This is a genomic window from Burkholderia sp. 8Y (assembly GCF_902506145.1).
Taxonomy (GTDB): domain Bacteria; phylum Pseudomonadota; class Gammaproteobacteria; order Burkholderiales; family Burkholderiaceae; genus Caballeronia.
On sequence record NZ_LR733519.1, the window covers coordinates 245629 to 259685 of the forward strand.

General features: G+C 65.1%; 12 protein-coding genes. 9 read left to right on the top strand and 3 right to left on the bottom strand.

From position 1 onward, the window contains the following. The first annotated feature begins 153 nt into the window (after positions 1-153). The 7 genes from GV035_RS01070 (at position 154) to GV035_RS01100 (ending at position 8738) form a co-directional block, all read left to right on the top strand. The gene (locus GV035_RS01070) at positions 154-1164 is read left to right on the top strand and encodes a polysaccharide biosynthesis/export family protein (protein ID WP_159832699.1); all 1011 of its coding nucleotides are present in this window, start codon (positions 154-156) and stop codon (positions 1162-1164) included. 9 nt (positions 1165-1173) lie between these two features. Then, positions 1174-2499, top strand: coding sequence for an ABC transporter permease (locus tag GV035_RS01075; protein ID WP_159832700.1), 1326 nt, complete (start codon positions 1174-1176; stop codon positions 2497-2499). Next, a complete protein-coding gene (locus GV035_RS01080) occupies positions 2478-3224 on the top strand; it encodes an ATPase (protein ID WP_442859509.1) in 747 nt (248 codons plus the stop codon). Before GV035_RS01075 ends, GV035_RS01080 begins: the two co-directional genes overlap by 22 nt. Next, positions 3217-4377: a sugar ABC transporter gene (locus tag GV035_RS01085; protein WP_236572377.1), complete on the top strand. Its 1161-nt coding sequence runs from the start codon at positions 3217-3219 to the stop codon at positions 4375-4377. The genes GV035_RS01080 and GV035_RS01085 overlap by 8 nt, the downstream gene beginning before the upstream one ends. Next, positions 4370-6418, top strand: a complete 2049-nt coding sequence (locus GV035_RS01090; protein ID WP_159832701.1) for a tetratricopeptide repeat protein — start codon at positions 4370-4372, stop codon at positions 6416-6418. The genes GV035_RS01085 and GV035_RS01090 overlap by 8 nt, the downstream gene beginning before the upstream one ends. An 11-nt stretch (positions 6419-6429) precedes the next feature. After that, complete coding sequence (locus GV035_RS01095) at positions 6430-7524, top strand: SDR family oxidoreductase (RefSeq protein ID WP_159832702.1); 1095 nt, start codon at positions 6430-6432, stop codon at positions 7522-7524. A gap of 77 nt (positions 7525-7601) precedes the next feature. After that, entirely contained in the window at positions 7602-8738 is a 1137-nt protein-coding gene (locus GV035_RS01100; protein WP_159834903.1) for a polysaccharide lyase family 1 protein, read from the top strand. Between the two features lie 27 nt (positions 8739-8765). Here the strand turns inward: GV035_RS01100 and GV035_RS01105 are convergent, their stop codons facing one another. The 3 genes from GV035_RS01105 to GV035_RS01115 form a co-directional block, all read right to left on the bottom strand. Next, positions 8766-10322, bottom strand: coding sequence for a methyl-accepting chemotaxis protein (locus GV035_RS01105; protein ID WP_159832703.1), 1557 nt, complete (start codon positions 10320-10322; stop codon positions 8766-8768). A 174-nt stretch (positions 10323-10496) separates the two neighbouring features. Continuing rightward, complete coding sequence (locus GV035_RS01110) at positions 10497-11225, bottom strand: DUF2182 domain-containing protein (protein WP_159832704.1); 729 nt, start codon at positions 11223-11225, stop codon at positions 10497-10499. Beyond that, on the bottom strand, positions 11206-11967 hold the full coding sequence (locus GV035_RS01115; protein WP_159832705.1) for a DUF899 domain-containing protein: 762 nt from the start codon (positions 11965-11967) through the stop codon (positions 11206-11208). The genes GV035_RS01110 and GV035_RS01115 overlap by 20 nt, the downstream gene beginning before the upstream one ends. Before the next feature lie 128 nt (positions 11968-12095). Between GV035_RS01115 and GV035_RS01120 the strand changes: the two genes are divergently transcribed. Next, positions 12096-13316: a helix-turn-helix domain-containing protein gene (locus tag GV035_RS01120; protein WP_159832706.1), complete on the top strand. Its 1221-nt coding sequence runs from the start codon at positions 12096-12098 to the stop codon at positions 13314-13316. A gap of 45 nt (positions 13317-13361) precedes the next feature. Then, positions 13362-14000: a Vgb family protein gene (locus GV035_RS01125; protein WP_159832707.1), complete on the top strand. Its 639-nt coding sequence runs from the start codon at positions 13362-13364 to the stop codon at positions 13998-14000. The last annotated feature ends 57 nt before the right edge of the window (positions 14001-14057 follow it).

The window sequence follows — 14057 nt, forward strand, 5'->3', positions numbered from 1 at the left end:
TAGGCCGATCGTTAAGAGAAGGAAGCGATGAAATCGTTGGCTCGTGGATTATCCCCGGCAAACATCAGCCGCTCGCGACAGTGTGCGGCGTTGCTGCTTGGCGTCGCTTGCGCGTGCCTTTTACAGGGCTGCGGCTTGCCGCGCAGTGGGCCGATGGTGAGCGAGATCAACGCATCGGACGCGAGCGGAGAGATCGTGCTCGTCCCGGCGACGGCGGACATCGTGCGTGCCGGCCGGGCCGCGCGTCATGCGACGCTGCCGGTGGCATTCACGCACGCGCCCGCATTCGATTCCGAGCGCCTCGCGCCGGGCGATGGCATCGACGTGACCGTGTGGGAGCGCGACGGACTCGCCGTCTTTCCCGCCGGGCAGAACGGCGCCTCGGATCTAGGCGAGATGATCGTGGACCGCGCAGGCGACATCTACTTCCCCTATGCCGGCAGAATCCGGGCGGAAGGGCTGACCGTCGCCCAGATGCGCGACGCGATCATGCGCCGCCTGAGCCGGCTCATGACGGCGTCAGATGTCGTCGTGCGGCCCACGACGCGCCGCGGTCAGACAGTCACGGTCCAGGGCGATCTGCAGAAGCCCGGCGTGTATCCGCTTGGCCGCGACATGTCGCGCCTGAGCGATCTCCTCAGCCTCGCCGCGCCCAGCCAGGTCAATCCCGAACAGTTGGCTATTTCGGTTCGACGTCAAGGCACGGAAGCCACGATACGGCTTGCCGACGTGTATCGCCACAGTGCTAACGACATCCCGTTGCGGGCGGGAGACTCCATCGTCGCGCACAATGTGGTCGAGCAAGTGGTGGTGCTGGGCGCAGCGGGCGTGCAAGGGCGTGTGAAGGTGCCCAAGCGCGACTACACGCTTCTCGATGCGCTCGGCGATTCGCGCGGTCTGAACGACGCGCTCGCGAATCCACGCGGCGTCTATCTCTTGCGCCAGGCCGAAACGAGCGAGCGTGAGCGGCGCGACGCGCGGCCCGTCGTCTATCAGTTCGATTTCACGCGGCCCGAGCAGATCGCGCTCGCGGGCCAGTTCGTCGTGCATGACGGCGATGCCGTGCTGGTATCCGACGCTCCGTTCACGCAAGTTCAGAAGCTGTTGTCCACGTTCAGCGCCTCACTCGGCACCGCGCGTTCGGTCAGCGCGCTGGCGGATTAGCGCCGCGTCATGAGCAATCAGGGCAGGATAAACAACTGGCGAGCGCGTCGGCGGGCCGATGGCTACGAGATCGGCGCGGGCATGTCGCGCGAGGCCGCCGCGTCGTCCAGCACGCCGACCGCGCCCGCGACCACGCTCGACCACATTCTCGCGGCGTTGCGCCGGTCGCCGCGCGAGACACCCGTGCAGCGCCGGCAAGTGTACGAGGCGCTACAGGCGCGTCTCGACAGCGACACCTTCGGCGCGGACGACGAAACGCTCGACTTGCTGCGGCGTCGACTGCGCACGGCGATTCGTCTTGTCGAACAGGACATCCGCGCGGGCGTCGACGTTTTCGCTCCCGGCTATGCACCCGCGACGCTCGCGCGTGACGAAGCGCATCTCGCCGATGCACACGAGAAGCGCGTGCGCCGCCGTCGCGAAGAAGAAGCGCGCGACGCTCGCCGCCATGCGTCGCGGCAGGACCGCGCGCTGACATCGGAACTGGCCGCCGGCGAAGCCAACGACCTGGCCACGCTCAGGGCGAACATCGCTTCGCTTCATGCGACACAACGGCTGCGGACCACGAAAGCAGGCCGCTCGAATGTTTGCGCGCTCTTACCGATGCTGGTCCTTCAGTTGCACACGATTCAGGGCGAGAGCCGCTTCGCGCTCGCCTGGGCGCTTTTCGGACCGGCGGTGCTGCTTTCGCTGATTTCCTCGCTGTACTTGCTGACGGGAACCCAGTTCATCCTGGGAATGGACGTGCCGACGTTTTCGCTGCTCGGCGCGACGACGTGGATCATGTTCCGGCAGATCATTTTTCGCAGCAGCACGAGCTATATCTCCGCTCGCGGATTGCTGAACCTGCAGGGCATCACGCCGCTTTTGTGCGCAAGCGTGCAGGCCGTTCTGTATCAAGCCATATTCGTTCTCGTCTTCGCGACGTTGATTGTCGTCGGTCACGCGTTCGATCTGATCAGCCTGCCGACGAGCTGGCCCGCGTTCCTCGTCTATGTGATCGCGATGGGATTCGGCGGCGCGTCGATGGGCGTGCTCTTCGGCGCGATCGCGAGCAAATGGCGCTTCTTTCTGCGGCTCGCGACCGCCATCGAACGCTTGCTCGAAATTTTCAGCAGCGTGTTCTTCGTTTCGGAACAGTTGCCGGAGCAGTATCGCGCATGGTTCTTGTGGTCGCCGTTTGCGCACGGCATGCAGTTATTGCGCTCGGCGTACTTCGAAAGTTATCGCTCGACCGATGCCCGTCTGTCGTACTTCGTCACCTCGCTCGTCCTGCTTGCGGGCGTGGCCCTCTGCGCAGACCGATTCGCCCGATGCAACGTTCAGCCGATGTGACCGACATGATCCGCCTGCACGCCGTCACTTGTTCATCGACGATCTCCGGCTCGCGCACGCCGCTTCTGTCGAGCGCCGACCTCGACATCGAACAGGGACGCTACGCGCTGCTGTCGCGAACGCCCGAAGCGCACCGCGCGTTGATCGACGTGCTGGCCGGGCTGCGCAGGCCGGACCGCGGCTTTGTGGAGCATCGCGGCCGCGTGTCGTGGCCGCTTGGCCGGCAGGGCTTTATTCGCGGCAAGGCGAACGGCGTGCGCATGATCGAGTTCGTGTGCGCGCTGCATGGTCTCGAGGTCAAGGCGGCTGTCGAACTCGTGGCCGACCTGATCACGAACCCCGATCATCTCGAACTGCCGATGGAACACTGGCCGCTTGCGACGCGCCAGGAAGTGTCGTTCGCGCTCGCGCTCGCGCCCGACTTCGATGTGTATGTGATCGACGGTTCCATGCCGTTCGAAGCCAGCCGCTTCGCACGCCTGTGGCGCGCGCTCTTCGACGAACGTCTCGTCGGGCGCACGCTCATCCTTTCAACTTACCGTCGTCAACACATGGCGGACTATTGCGCCAAGGGTTTGGTCTATGAAGGAAGTCGCCTTCGAATCGACGCCGATATCGACGAATGCATCCGTCGATTCCCTCCACGCCGGTCGAGCAGCGACATTGTCGCAAGCGCCGATGACAACGGATTCGACGCCGGCCCCGGCGGGCCGTTCGATGTCTGAGCCTGCATCGGTCATCGACGCGCGTCGCCGTGAACGCGAGACGGCCAGGACAGCACGGCGGCGGTCGCGCTGGATCATGCTCGCGCTGGTTCTCGCGCCCGTCGCGTTGAGCGCGGCGTATTCGATGTTCATCGCGAAACCGCGCTATTCCGCCGAAGCGCGCTTTTCGGTGCGCGCCAGTTCTAGCGCCGGACCGCTGGCGGGCGGCGCGGCGAGCCTGTTTTCGACCGGGGGAAATCCGGGCGTGGCCGCCGGTTTCGTGGATGGCTGGGCCGTCAGCGACTTTCTCGCCTCACGCGACTGCATGCGGCAGCTCGAAGAGAGAATAGGCTTGCGCCACCGGCTCACGCTGAACAGTCTTGATTTGCCCAATCGCTTGCCGTCGAATGCGTCCGAGGACGATCTATACCGCGCGTACCGTTCGTCCGTGAAAGTGTCGTACAACATCATGGAGCAGGTGGACGTCATGCAGGTGAGCGCCTACTCGCCCGCTGACGCGGAATTGATCTCCGAAGCATTGATCGACCTCGCGCAAAACTTCGTACAACGAATGGATGAAAAGGGCGTGACCGATGCGCTGAAAGTGAGCCGGCAGGCGGTTGCGCTCGCGCAGAAAGAGGCGCAGTCCGCACGCGCCGCACTGACGAAGTGGCGAATCGTCAATCAAAACCTCGATCCCGCCGCGAACGCGACGATGCTGCTCAATCTCTCCGCGCAACTGGAGACCGAGCTCAACACGGCACAGATCAATCTCGACAAGATTCGCGCGCTCGGCAATCCGCAGCATCCAATGCTGGCTCCAGCAGCGGCACAGGTGCAGGCATTGACGGAGCGGCTTGCGCAGACGCGCGAGCGCATCAACGGCAAAGGGAAGACGCAGGCGAGTCAGCTGGGCGACTACGAGTCGTTGAAAAATGCCGAGGCGTTCGCGGATGCCAATCTCACCGCGACCCAGCAGAGCTATCAGCAGGCATTCACGGATACGCTCAAGCTTCAGCGATATCTGACCGTCATCACGCGGCCCTTGCCGACGGACCGGCCGACCAGCCCAAATACGCCGCTGCTGTTGCTGGAGGCGTTCGCCGTGGGCCTCGCGCTCGCGCTTTCCGTGCGCGTGGCCATGTCGATCGGCCGTGAGTTCTTCAATGGATAAGCCGACGCTTGGGCCGCAATGCGACGCGAAAGGCGCGGCGCTGTTCGATGCGTGCAAGTCGCTCGTCAGGAAGGGCGAGTGGAATGCAGCTCTTGCCGCGTATGCCAGCGCGGTCGAAGCCGGCGCGACGCCCGACGCTGCCGCGCGCGTGTATCGCGCCATCGCGCAGATGCGCTCCGGCTCCGATGCGGCAGCCGCGATCACGACACTGGATGCGTCCCTTCTACGCGAAGCCGATGCACGGATCGACCTGAAGCGTCTCGTGGTGTCGCCGCTCGTACGGGACGGCGCGCTCAGCTCCGCCGCCGCTGTCCTGCACGCGCTGGTGGACGCATGGCCACGGTTTGCCGACGAACGGCGTATGCTGGCCAGCGTCCTAGGCCGCTTGCGGCGTTGGGACGAAGCCGTGACTCATGCCGATGCAGCGGCGCTTATCGAGCCGGACGCGCCGGCTGTGCGCGCCGCGTGCATCCAGTTGCGTCTGCAGGCGGGGCGCGTTGACGAGGCGGCGGAGTTGGCGCGCGCAACGATCGACATGGCATGCGCGCATTCGGATCACGCGCACGCCTGGCTCACCGCGCTGACGCGCGCGCGGCAGACGGACCTCGCGGCGCATCTGGCTTCGGGCCTCGATGCAGCGGCCTTGCCCGACGACCGTGCGGCGGCCGCCGTCGTGCAGGCCCTTGCAAACGATAACCGTATCGAACACGCGATCAACGCCGGAGAAGCCGCGCTGCGCGCTGGACTCGATGGTGCTGCGCTACGTTCGCAACTCGGGCAGGCGCATCTGGCGAACGCCAGTTCCGATGGCGGCCATGCGCGAGCACTTGAACACTTTGCGCGCGGCGTGGCACTGTCGCCGCAAGACATGCGGCTCATGACGCTCTACGGCGAGACGCTGTTGCGCGCGGGCCGCCATGAAGACGCCATCGCGCATTTGCAGACGGCGTGCGAGCTTGGTCCTGATCTCGCGCACACGCGCATGCTGCTCGCCCGCGCATTGCGCTACACCGGCCGCCACGCGGAAGCGGCGGATCACTTGGTGACGCTCGCCTCCCAGCGTCCGGACGATGAAGGCGCTCAGCGTCTGACCATCGCGGCGCTATCTCAGGCAGGGCGAAAGGACGAAGCCTCGGAGCTCTATCGCCGGCGTCTTGGCGCACGGCGGGACCGGCTGCCGCGCAGCTTTGCACAGGCATTGGCACAACTCGACGATCGGATAGAGAAGATAAGCATCCCGAAGGAACGGCTGGATTGGGCCTGGGCATTGCGCGCCCCTGACGACACCATGTCGCGCGAGCGATGGGAGCGGGCGGCTCGCTGGGGACATCTCGCGGATCATCTGATGCTCGAGTGGCTCGAATGTCGCGATGACGCCATCGAGGAAGCCATGATCATCCTCGATGACCTCGACGAAACCGAGCGCCGCTTCGCCCCCTTGCTCGCGAAGGGAAAGGGCGTGGTGGTCGCCACCGCGCATGTGGGTCCGATGTATGCCGGACTGATGGTGCTGGAACTGCTGGGCATTCCGTCGCGCTGGGTGGCGAGCATGCCGGGCGTCGCCACGGCGCATTACGCGTCCGCGTTGATCTCCACGGCGGACCAGACCGAGGCGCAAGTCGCACGGCAATGTTTCCGCGCGCTTCAGTCGGGCTTTGCGGTGTGTATCGCGGTCGATGGTGCCCCGAACCCGGCAGCGCCTCGCATTCCTTTCGCGGGTCAGGAGATCACCTACTCGTCGTTCGCGGCGCGCGCCGCGCATCGGCTCGGCTCGCCTTCGGTCTTTTACGCGCCGCGATGGCGAGACGGCAAGATCGTGCAGACGCTGGAAGTGCTGCCCGCCGTCGAGCCCGGTGAAGATGTCGAGGCTTACGCGCTTCGATGGCAAGAGGCTTATCTCGGCCATGTGCGCGCGTATCTGGCCGGCGCGCCGGAAGACTTGCGCCTGAGCGGCGGACTGTGGCGCCATGTGCGTCCGGTCGATCGCTCCGCGCATGCAACGCGCGACGCGCGTGACCAAGACCTTCCATGTATCAATTGAACAGAACTCCTATGCATATCGAAACATCGTCTAATGAGATCAACCTGCCTGCTTGGCTGCTGCACGAAACGCAGCGCGACCTGCGCGACGCGCTGACGGCAAACCGCTTTCAATGGCTCGTGACGGGCGCCGCGGGCTTCATTGGGTCGAACCTGATCGAAACGCTGCTGATGCTGGGACAGGACGTGCGCGGCCTGGATAACTTCGCGACCGGCCATCAGCGCAATCTGGACGAGATCCGGTCCCGCGTGGGCGAGGCTCGCTGGAGCCGCTTCGACTTCCACGAGGCGGATATCCGCGACGTGGCTGCCTGCGACGCGGCAGTGGCCGGCATGGACTTCGTTCTGCATCAGGCCGCGCTCGGATCGGTGCCGCGCTCGGTGAAAGATCCGCTTGCATCGCACGATGTAAACGCGACAGGCTTCCTAAACATGCTGGATGCGTCGCGGCGGGCAGGCGTACGCCGTTTCGTGTACGCGGCGTCCAGTTCCACTTACGGCGACGAACCGAACCTGCCCAAGCGCGAAGAGCGCATAGGTAATCCACTGTCGCCGTATGCGGTCACCAAGCTCCTGAACGAAATCTATGCCGGCGTGTACGCGCGCACTTATGGATTCGCGTCTATCGGACTGCGGTATTTCAACGTGTTCGGGCCGCGTCAGGACCCGGACGGCGCTTACGCGGCCGTCATTCCGAAGTGGATTGCGGCGATGCTGTCAGGCGACGAAGTGCAGATCAACGGTGACGGCGAAACGAGCCGCGACTTCTGCTATGTCGGCAATGTCGTTCAGGCGAATCTGCGCGCGGCGCTTCAAGCGGATCTGGCTTCGAGCGAGGTTTATAACGTCGCGGTGGGCGGACGCACGACGCTCAACGACCTGTTCAGTGTAATCCGCGAAGGTCTCGCGGGACTGGGGCATACGTATCACAAGGAACCGGCATTCCGCGATTTTCGCGCGGGCGACGTGCGCCATTCGCAAGCGGACGTATCGAAGGCACAGCGCGAGCTTGCCTATGCGCCGCTCGTCGATCTGCGTGGCGGAATGAAGGACGCGCTGCCTTGGTACGTAGATTTTCTGATGAACGCGCGCCCCGCGCGTTCATGAAGACGATGTGCTGCAACACAAGGCGCGTTCTTGTGGCGCTATCAGCTTGCGTCGTGCAGGCGATCGCCGGTTTGTCGATGACGGCATTCGCCGCACCGCCCCACGCCTGCGAGATGGCGAACACCGATTGCGCGATGGTGCCGGAACTTCTGAAGCACCGAGAGGGCTATGGCCGCTCCGCGACCGGCGGACTGCACGGCAAGGTCGTGTACGTGTCGTCGGCGGTGGACGCCGGGCCTGGGTCGCTGCGCGACGCGCTCGCGCACGCCCGTGGGCCCACGTGGATTCGCTTCGCGTCGGACCTCACGATTCCGCTCGCGTCGATGCTTCGGGTGCCGTCGAACGTGACGATAGACGGGCGCGGACACAACGTCCGCTTGCTGGACTACGGCTTCGGCATCTACGGCAGCTCGAACGTGATCGTGTCGCATATCACGATAGACGGACGGCTGCGCACGTTCGCGCAGGCCATCGACATCGCCAACGGTTCGCGCGATGTCTGGATCGATCATCTGGACCTCTCGCGGTTCGCGGCGCGGCTCGTGAACGTGAAGAACGGCTCGACCGATGTGACGATCTCGTGGGTGAAGTTTCACGATGACGACAAGGTCATGCTCGTCAACAACATCACGTCGGACAATCTGTTCGCCAACTACGCGCGCGATTCGATCGCGCGCGTGACCATTCACCACAGCTACTTCGTCGACACCATGCAGCGCAACCCGCGCGCGCAGTTCGGGATGGTTCACCTCTATGACAATCTCATCGAGAACTGGGACTTCTACGGCATGAGTTTCAGTCTCGAGGCGAAGGCGCTTGTCGAAGGCAATATCTTTTCGAACTCCGCGCATCGGGCTTGCACGGAGCCGGCGTACTTCCCGACCGTCGAGGGCGTCGACGCCAACTATTGCCGCTATATTCCGCAAGCACCGGCGCGCAGCGCGCTCGTGAACGGCGAATCGGACCGCGCACATTACGAGCGCACGAAGTCGCTATACGGCTACACGCACGGCTATCAGGCGTTTCTCTCGGTACGCGACAACCTGTATCTGGGCGACGCACAAGCCGTGCTGCAAGACGCGCAGCCCGACAAGGTACCGAAGCCGCCTTACTGCTATTCATACGAAGCGCCCTCCGCCGAACTGGCCGAGCGCATCCGCCACCATGCGGGCAATACGCGCGACGATGACGCGGCCGGGCGCTGCGGCCAGTAAGACCGCCGCGCACGCCGCCATGCGCCATCAAGCAAGCACCCGTATCCCTTCCTCATCCAGCCTGAACGTCTCCACCGCCGTGCGCAGCGCCGCCGCCTGATCCTCCAGCGATTGCGCGGCCGCGGCCGCTTCCTCGACGAGTGCCGCGTTCTGCTGCGTCACTTCATCCATCTGCGTGACGGCGCGCGCGACCTGGTCGATGCCGCTGCTTTGCTCTTCCGATGCAGCCGCAATCTCGCCCATGATGTCGGTCACCCGCTGCACCGCGCCGCTGATCTCGGTCATCGTGCGGCCGGCCTCGTCGACGAGCGCGCTGCCCGACTGCACGCGCTCCACCGACGTGTCGATCAATTCCTTGATCTCCTTCGCCGCCGCTGACGAACGTTGCGCGAGCGAGCGCACTTCCCCGGCGACGACTGCGAAGCCGCGACCTTCTTCGCCTGCACGCGCCGCTTCCACTGCCGCGTTCAGCGCGAGAATGTTGGTCTGAAACGCGATGCCTTCGATGATCGTGATGATGTCGGCGATCTTCGCGGAGCTATGATTGATCTCGCCCATCGTCGTGACGACCTGCGAGACGACATGGCTGCCCTTGCTCGCAATCTCCGACGCGTTGGCTGCCAGCATGCTCGCCTGACGCGCGTTGTCGGCATTCTGTTTGACGGTGCCCGTGAGCTCATCCATGCTCGATGCCGTTTCCTGCAACGCCGAAGCCTGCTGTTCCGTGCGCGACGACAAGTCGATATTGCCCGCTGCGATCTCTTTGGTCGCCGACGCGATCGACTCGCTGCCCGAGCGCACCGAGCGCACCGTTTCGATGAGGCTCGCCTGCATCGTCGAGAGGCCGCGCAGCAACTGGCCCATTTCATCGTTGGAGCTCACGGTCACTTCGCGGCGCAGATCGCCCGATGCAATCGCGCTGAACTGCGTGAGCGCGGCATCCAGCGGGCGCGCGATCCGGCGGCGCAGCGAGGCCCATGAATAGATGGCGGCGGCCACGCCCGCGAGAATCGCCGCGATGCTCAACAGGCGGAACGTTTCGAACTGCGCCTGTCCCGCGTCGTAGGCGCGTTGCGCCGATTCGAACTGCAGCTTGCGCAGCGCGACGCCGGTCTTCGCGAATTCGTTGAATGCGGCCTGCATCACGCTCGCATCGGCGGTGATTTTTTCCTGATCTTTCGCGCGCACATCGGCATAGCCTTCGTCGATGAGCTTTTGCATCGCGACGCGCTGCTGATTGAACTTCTCGCCGAGCGCCTTTTCTTCGGGATCCTGCGGCAGCGATGCATATTTCGCCCACGCATCGTCGGATGTCTTGCGCATGAGCGCGCCGCGCCCGATGGCGTCTTCAGCCGCGCTCGTGCCCACGTTCAGCGCCGCGCGGTCGAAGCTCAGACGTTCGCGCGCCATGAACATCTCGGCGTTGCCAACCGAAACGGCGCTGGGCATTTCATTCGTGAACAGGTCGTGGGTCACGACATTGGCGCGCGTCATGCCGATAAGCCCCAGCACGCCGATCCCGATCAGAAGCGCGCTCAGCAGCATCATCGCCAACGCGAGCCGCCCTTTGATAGTCGAAAACATGTCTTCCCCGAAATGGCTGCATCGCGTCATTCGCGCGGCGGCTGCGATGCTGCGCCTGCTGCGCGGCCGAGGGAATCCGTCGACCCTTGTATATCGACACCGGCGAGCCGCGCTTGAGATACGGGAAAACGTGGATACGAAAAGCGAACGAACGATCGCTTCGACGCGACCGCGTTACGTGACCGCGTGAAGCATCCACGCGATGCCGGATGCAATCATGAGCGCACCGATGCCTTGCGCTATGCGTTCTCCGCGCGGCAGCAGCCTTTCGGCGGCAATGGCGAGCATGACCGTCGCGATGGCGCTCGCGTCCATCATGCCGACAACGCATAAAGTCACGGTCAGGCCCGCGCAAGACGCAATGCACTGCATGCCGTGCTGCAAGCCATGACGGTACGCATCGCGCATGGTCACGCGATGGGCAATCAGCGACCGGCAATGGGCGAGACGCCGTGCCTTCCATCGGCTCGCTTGCACGATGCCGGCAAGCACGATGACCGCACCGCTGGCAACGGGCTTCGCCATGGCAAGCGTGCTCCACCGTCCGCCGAGCGGATATAGTGCGATGCCGGCGATCGACCATGCCGTGACGTAACCGGCCGTCATTAACGCGAGAGGCGCCGCGCCCGACGCGCGGCATCGCCATAACGTCTGCGCAAACGACGGCAGCATCATCGCGGTCATCATGACGGTCCACATCGCGACGAACGCCGCCGCCGCGCCGAGCGCCGTCTGACCGCAAGGACGCGACGAGTCCATCGACGGCATCCACGCATGGCACGCGACGATGATCGCGCCGCTCAGCGCGAACGCGACGACGCGCAGCATCACGAGCCCGCGCCGTTCGTCGTCCTTAATAACGATGCCGCCGTCCACGGCCCGCTCAATCGGCGTACTCGTCATGGCGCTTCCACCAATTGCCGCTTTCGTTGCGGCCTTTGGGCGCGCGGTCGAGCCATTGATACATGCCCCATAGCGCGTCCAGCCCGCGCGCATAGGCCGAATACGTGTGATAGACAACGCCGTCTTCCATCGCGAACGCGCTCATGCCGGGGCGGTCGCGCGTGAACGTCGGCGCGTCGGTGCCGCAATCGGCAGCGAAAGCCTTCACCGGTTCGGGCGCGTCCTGCATTTCCATCGCGTGGCCGCCGCGCGCGAAGTTATATTCGAAATCGCCCGCGCGCTGCTGCGCTTCCGTGAACGACACGTTGAAGTCGTAGTTGAAGTCGCCGTTTTGCGCGGACGCCCACGGAAAGCGCCATCCCATGCGCTTTTTATAGGCGTTCAATTTGTCGATGGATGCGCGCGAGGCCGCCCACAACGCGACATCATGATGCGCGAGATGAATCGCGAAGCCATCGAAGCCATCCGCAATCGACGAACACGACGGGCAGCCCGCGCTCCAGTCCGGCCCGAACATGAAGTGATAGACGAGCAGTTGCGAGCGGCCGCCGAACAGGTCCGCGAGCGTCGCGACACCGGCCTCCGTATCGAACCGATATGTTTTGTCGATGCGAACCCACGGCAATGCCTGACGTTGCCGCGCGAGTTCATCGCTTCGGCGCGTGAGCTCCTTCTCGGCTTTCAACAAATCGAGCCGCGCGGCGAGCCAGTCGTCGCGGTTTGCAGTCGTGTGAGTCGTCATGTCGGTTGCCTCCGTGATGCCGCGCGGCGTGCGCAGCGGTTGGAATGCTTCGCGGACATCGCAAAACATGGTGTTAGATTAGTGCCGGGCATCGGATGCGGGGGAGTGACAAGCGTGTCGGGATTCGCATGGATTCGTTGATGACGGCGGCGGCGCGTTCGCTCGCGGCGGGCGATGCGCTCGGCGCGCTGAACCGCGTCGCCTTGCGCGACGATGCGCCCGCGCTCGCGCTGCGCGGCATCGCGATGGCGCAGCTCGGCGACTTCGCGCGTGCAAAGGCGCTTCTGCGGCGCGCGGCCCGCGCGTTCGGCGCGAAGGAAGCCGTGGCGCGCGCCCGATGTGTCGTCGCCGAAGCGGAAATCGCGCTCGCCTCGCGCGAGCTCGCGTGGCCCGCGAAGGCGCTGGATCACGCCCGCGCGACGCTCGAAGCGCACGGCGACCGCATCAACGCGGCGCACGCGCGGTATCTCGACGTGCGGCGTGCGCTCCTGATCGGGCGCATCGACGAGGCCGAGCAGACGCTCGACGCGCTCGATTCGTCCGCGCTGCCGCCCGCTTTGCACGCGGCGCACGAGTTGATCGCGGCGGGCATCGCCATGCGCCGTCTTCGTGCAAAAGCGGCGCGCGGGGCGCTGGAGCGCGCAAGGCGAGCCGCGCACATCGCAGGCATTGCCGCGCTGTCCGCCGAAATCGATCATGCCAGCGCGACGCTCGATACGCCTGCTGCGCGGCTCGTTGCGCACGGCGGCACGCGTCTGCTCCTGCTCGACGATGTCCAGGCACTATTCGCATCGGACACGCTCGTCGTCGACGCCTGCCGCCATGCCGTGCGCGATGCCGATACGGTGATCTCGCTCGCGACGCGCCCGGTGCTGTTCGCGCTTGTACGCCTGCTCGGCGAAGCATCGCCCAACGACGTGCCGCGCGAGGCGTTGATTGCCCGCGCGTTTCGCATGCGTCATCCGGACGAGACGCATCGGGCGCGGCTGCGGGTCGAGATGGGGCGCTTGCGCACGCTGCTGCGCCCGCTCGCCGATGTTCGCGCCACGCGCGACGGCTACGCACTCGCGCCGCATACCGCGCCGAACGTGGCCGTGCTCGCGCGGCCTGTCGAGGACGACCACGCGCCGCTCCTCGCCTGCCTGGCCGATGGCGAAGCGTGGTCGAGTTCCGCCCTGGCCTTGGCGTTGAACGCGAGTCAACGCACGGTGCAACGCGCGCTGGAAACGTTGGCCGCCTCGGGCAAGGCGCAGTGTTTCGGGCGCGGACGCGCGCGCCGCTGGCTCGCGCCGCCCGCGCCGGCATTCGCGTCGGCGTTGTTACTCCCCGCCGATCTCGCGAGCGGCTAGCATCATCGCCATGCATCGCATGATGCGCGACCAGAGGACCGAGCCATGAAACGCGCGAAAGCAGAAATCATCCGTGAATACGGGCCTTTTACGGATGTGGACGGCGTACACGGGGTCACGTTCGATGGTCACGCCGTCTGGTTCGCGTCGGGCGATACGCTCAACGCATTCGATCCCGCGACCGGCGAGCCGCAACGCAAGCTCGATGTCGCGGCGCATGCAGGCACGGCCTTCGATGGCGAGCATCTGTATCAGATAGCGGAAGACCGCATCCAGAAGATCGATCCGCAAACGGGCCGCGTGCTCTCGACGATCCCGGCGCCCGGCGGCGGCGCGGACTCGGGCTTGGCGTGGGGCGAAGGCACGCTCTGGGTCGGCCAATACCGCGAACGCAAGATTCATCAGATCGATCCGGCGAGCGGCGAGATTCTGCGCACCATCGAGTCGAACCGGTTCGTGACCGGCGTGACATGGGTCGATGGCGAGCTTTGGCATGCCACATGGGAGGCCGACGAAAGCGAGATCCGGCACGTCGATCCGGCCACCGGGCATGTCATCGAAAGGCTCGAAATGCCTGCGGGCGCGAGCGTGTCGGGGCTCGAATCGGACGGACAGGACCGTTTCTTCTGCGGCGGCGGAAGCACGTCCAAAGTGCGTGCCGTGCGCCGGCCCAAGGCGCGATAGCGCCGACGATATTCCGCACGTTCCCCGCGTTTGACGCGGCGCGCGTCATTCTTGCGC

Coding starts and splice junctions, on each gene's coding strand:
- GV035_RS01070 (WP_159832699.1), top strand. CDS start 154: ATGGTGAGCGAGATCAACGCATCGGACGCGAGCGGAGAGATCGTGCTC.
- GV035_RS01075 (WP_159832700.1), top strand. CDS start 1,174: ATGAGCAATCAGGGCAGGATAAACAACTGGCGAGCGCGTCGGCGGGCC.
- GV035_RS01080 (WP_442859509.1), top strand. CDS start 2,478: ATGCAACGTTCAGCCGATGTGACCGACATGATCCGCCTGCACGCCGTC.
- GV035_RS01085 (WP_236572377.1), top strand. CDS start 3,217: ATGTCTGAGCCTGCATCGGTCATCGACGCGCGTCGCCGTGAACGCGAG.
- GV035_RS01090 (WP_159832701.1), top strand. CDS start 4,370: ATGGATAAGCCGACGCTTGGGCCGCAATGCGACGCGAAAGGCGCGGCG.
- GV035_RS01095 (WP_159832702.1), top strand. CDS start 6,430: ATGCATATCGAAACATCGTCTAATGAGATCAACCTGCCTGCTTGGCTG.
- GV035_RS01100 (WP_159834903.1), top strand. CDS start 7,602: ATGACGGCATTCGCCGCACCGCCCCACGCCTGCGAGATGGCGAACACC.
- GV035_RS01105 (WP_159832703.1), bottom strand. CDS start 10,322: ATGTTTTCGACTATCAAAGGGCGGCTCGCGTTGGCGATGATGCTGCTG.
- GV035_RS01110 (WP_159832704.1), bottom strand. CDS start 11,225: ATGACGAGTACGCCGATTGAGCGGGCCGTGGACGGCGGCATCGTTATT.
- GV035_RS01115 (WP_159832705.1), bottom strand. CDS start 11,967: ATGACGACTCACACGACTGCAAACCGCGACGACTGGCTCGCCGCGCGG.
- GV035_RS01120 (WP_159832706.1), top strand. CDS start 12,096: ATGGATTCGTTGATGACGGCGGCGGCGCGTTCGCTCGCGGCGGGCGAT.
- GV035_RS01125 (WP_159832707.1), top strand. CDS start 13,362: ATGAAACGCGCGAAAGCAGAAATCATCCGTGAATACGGGCCTTTTACG.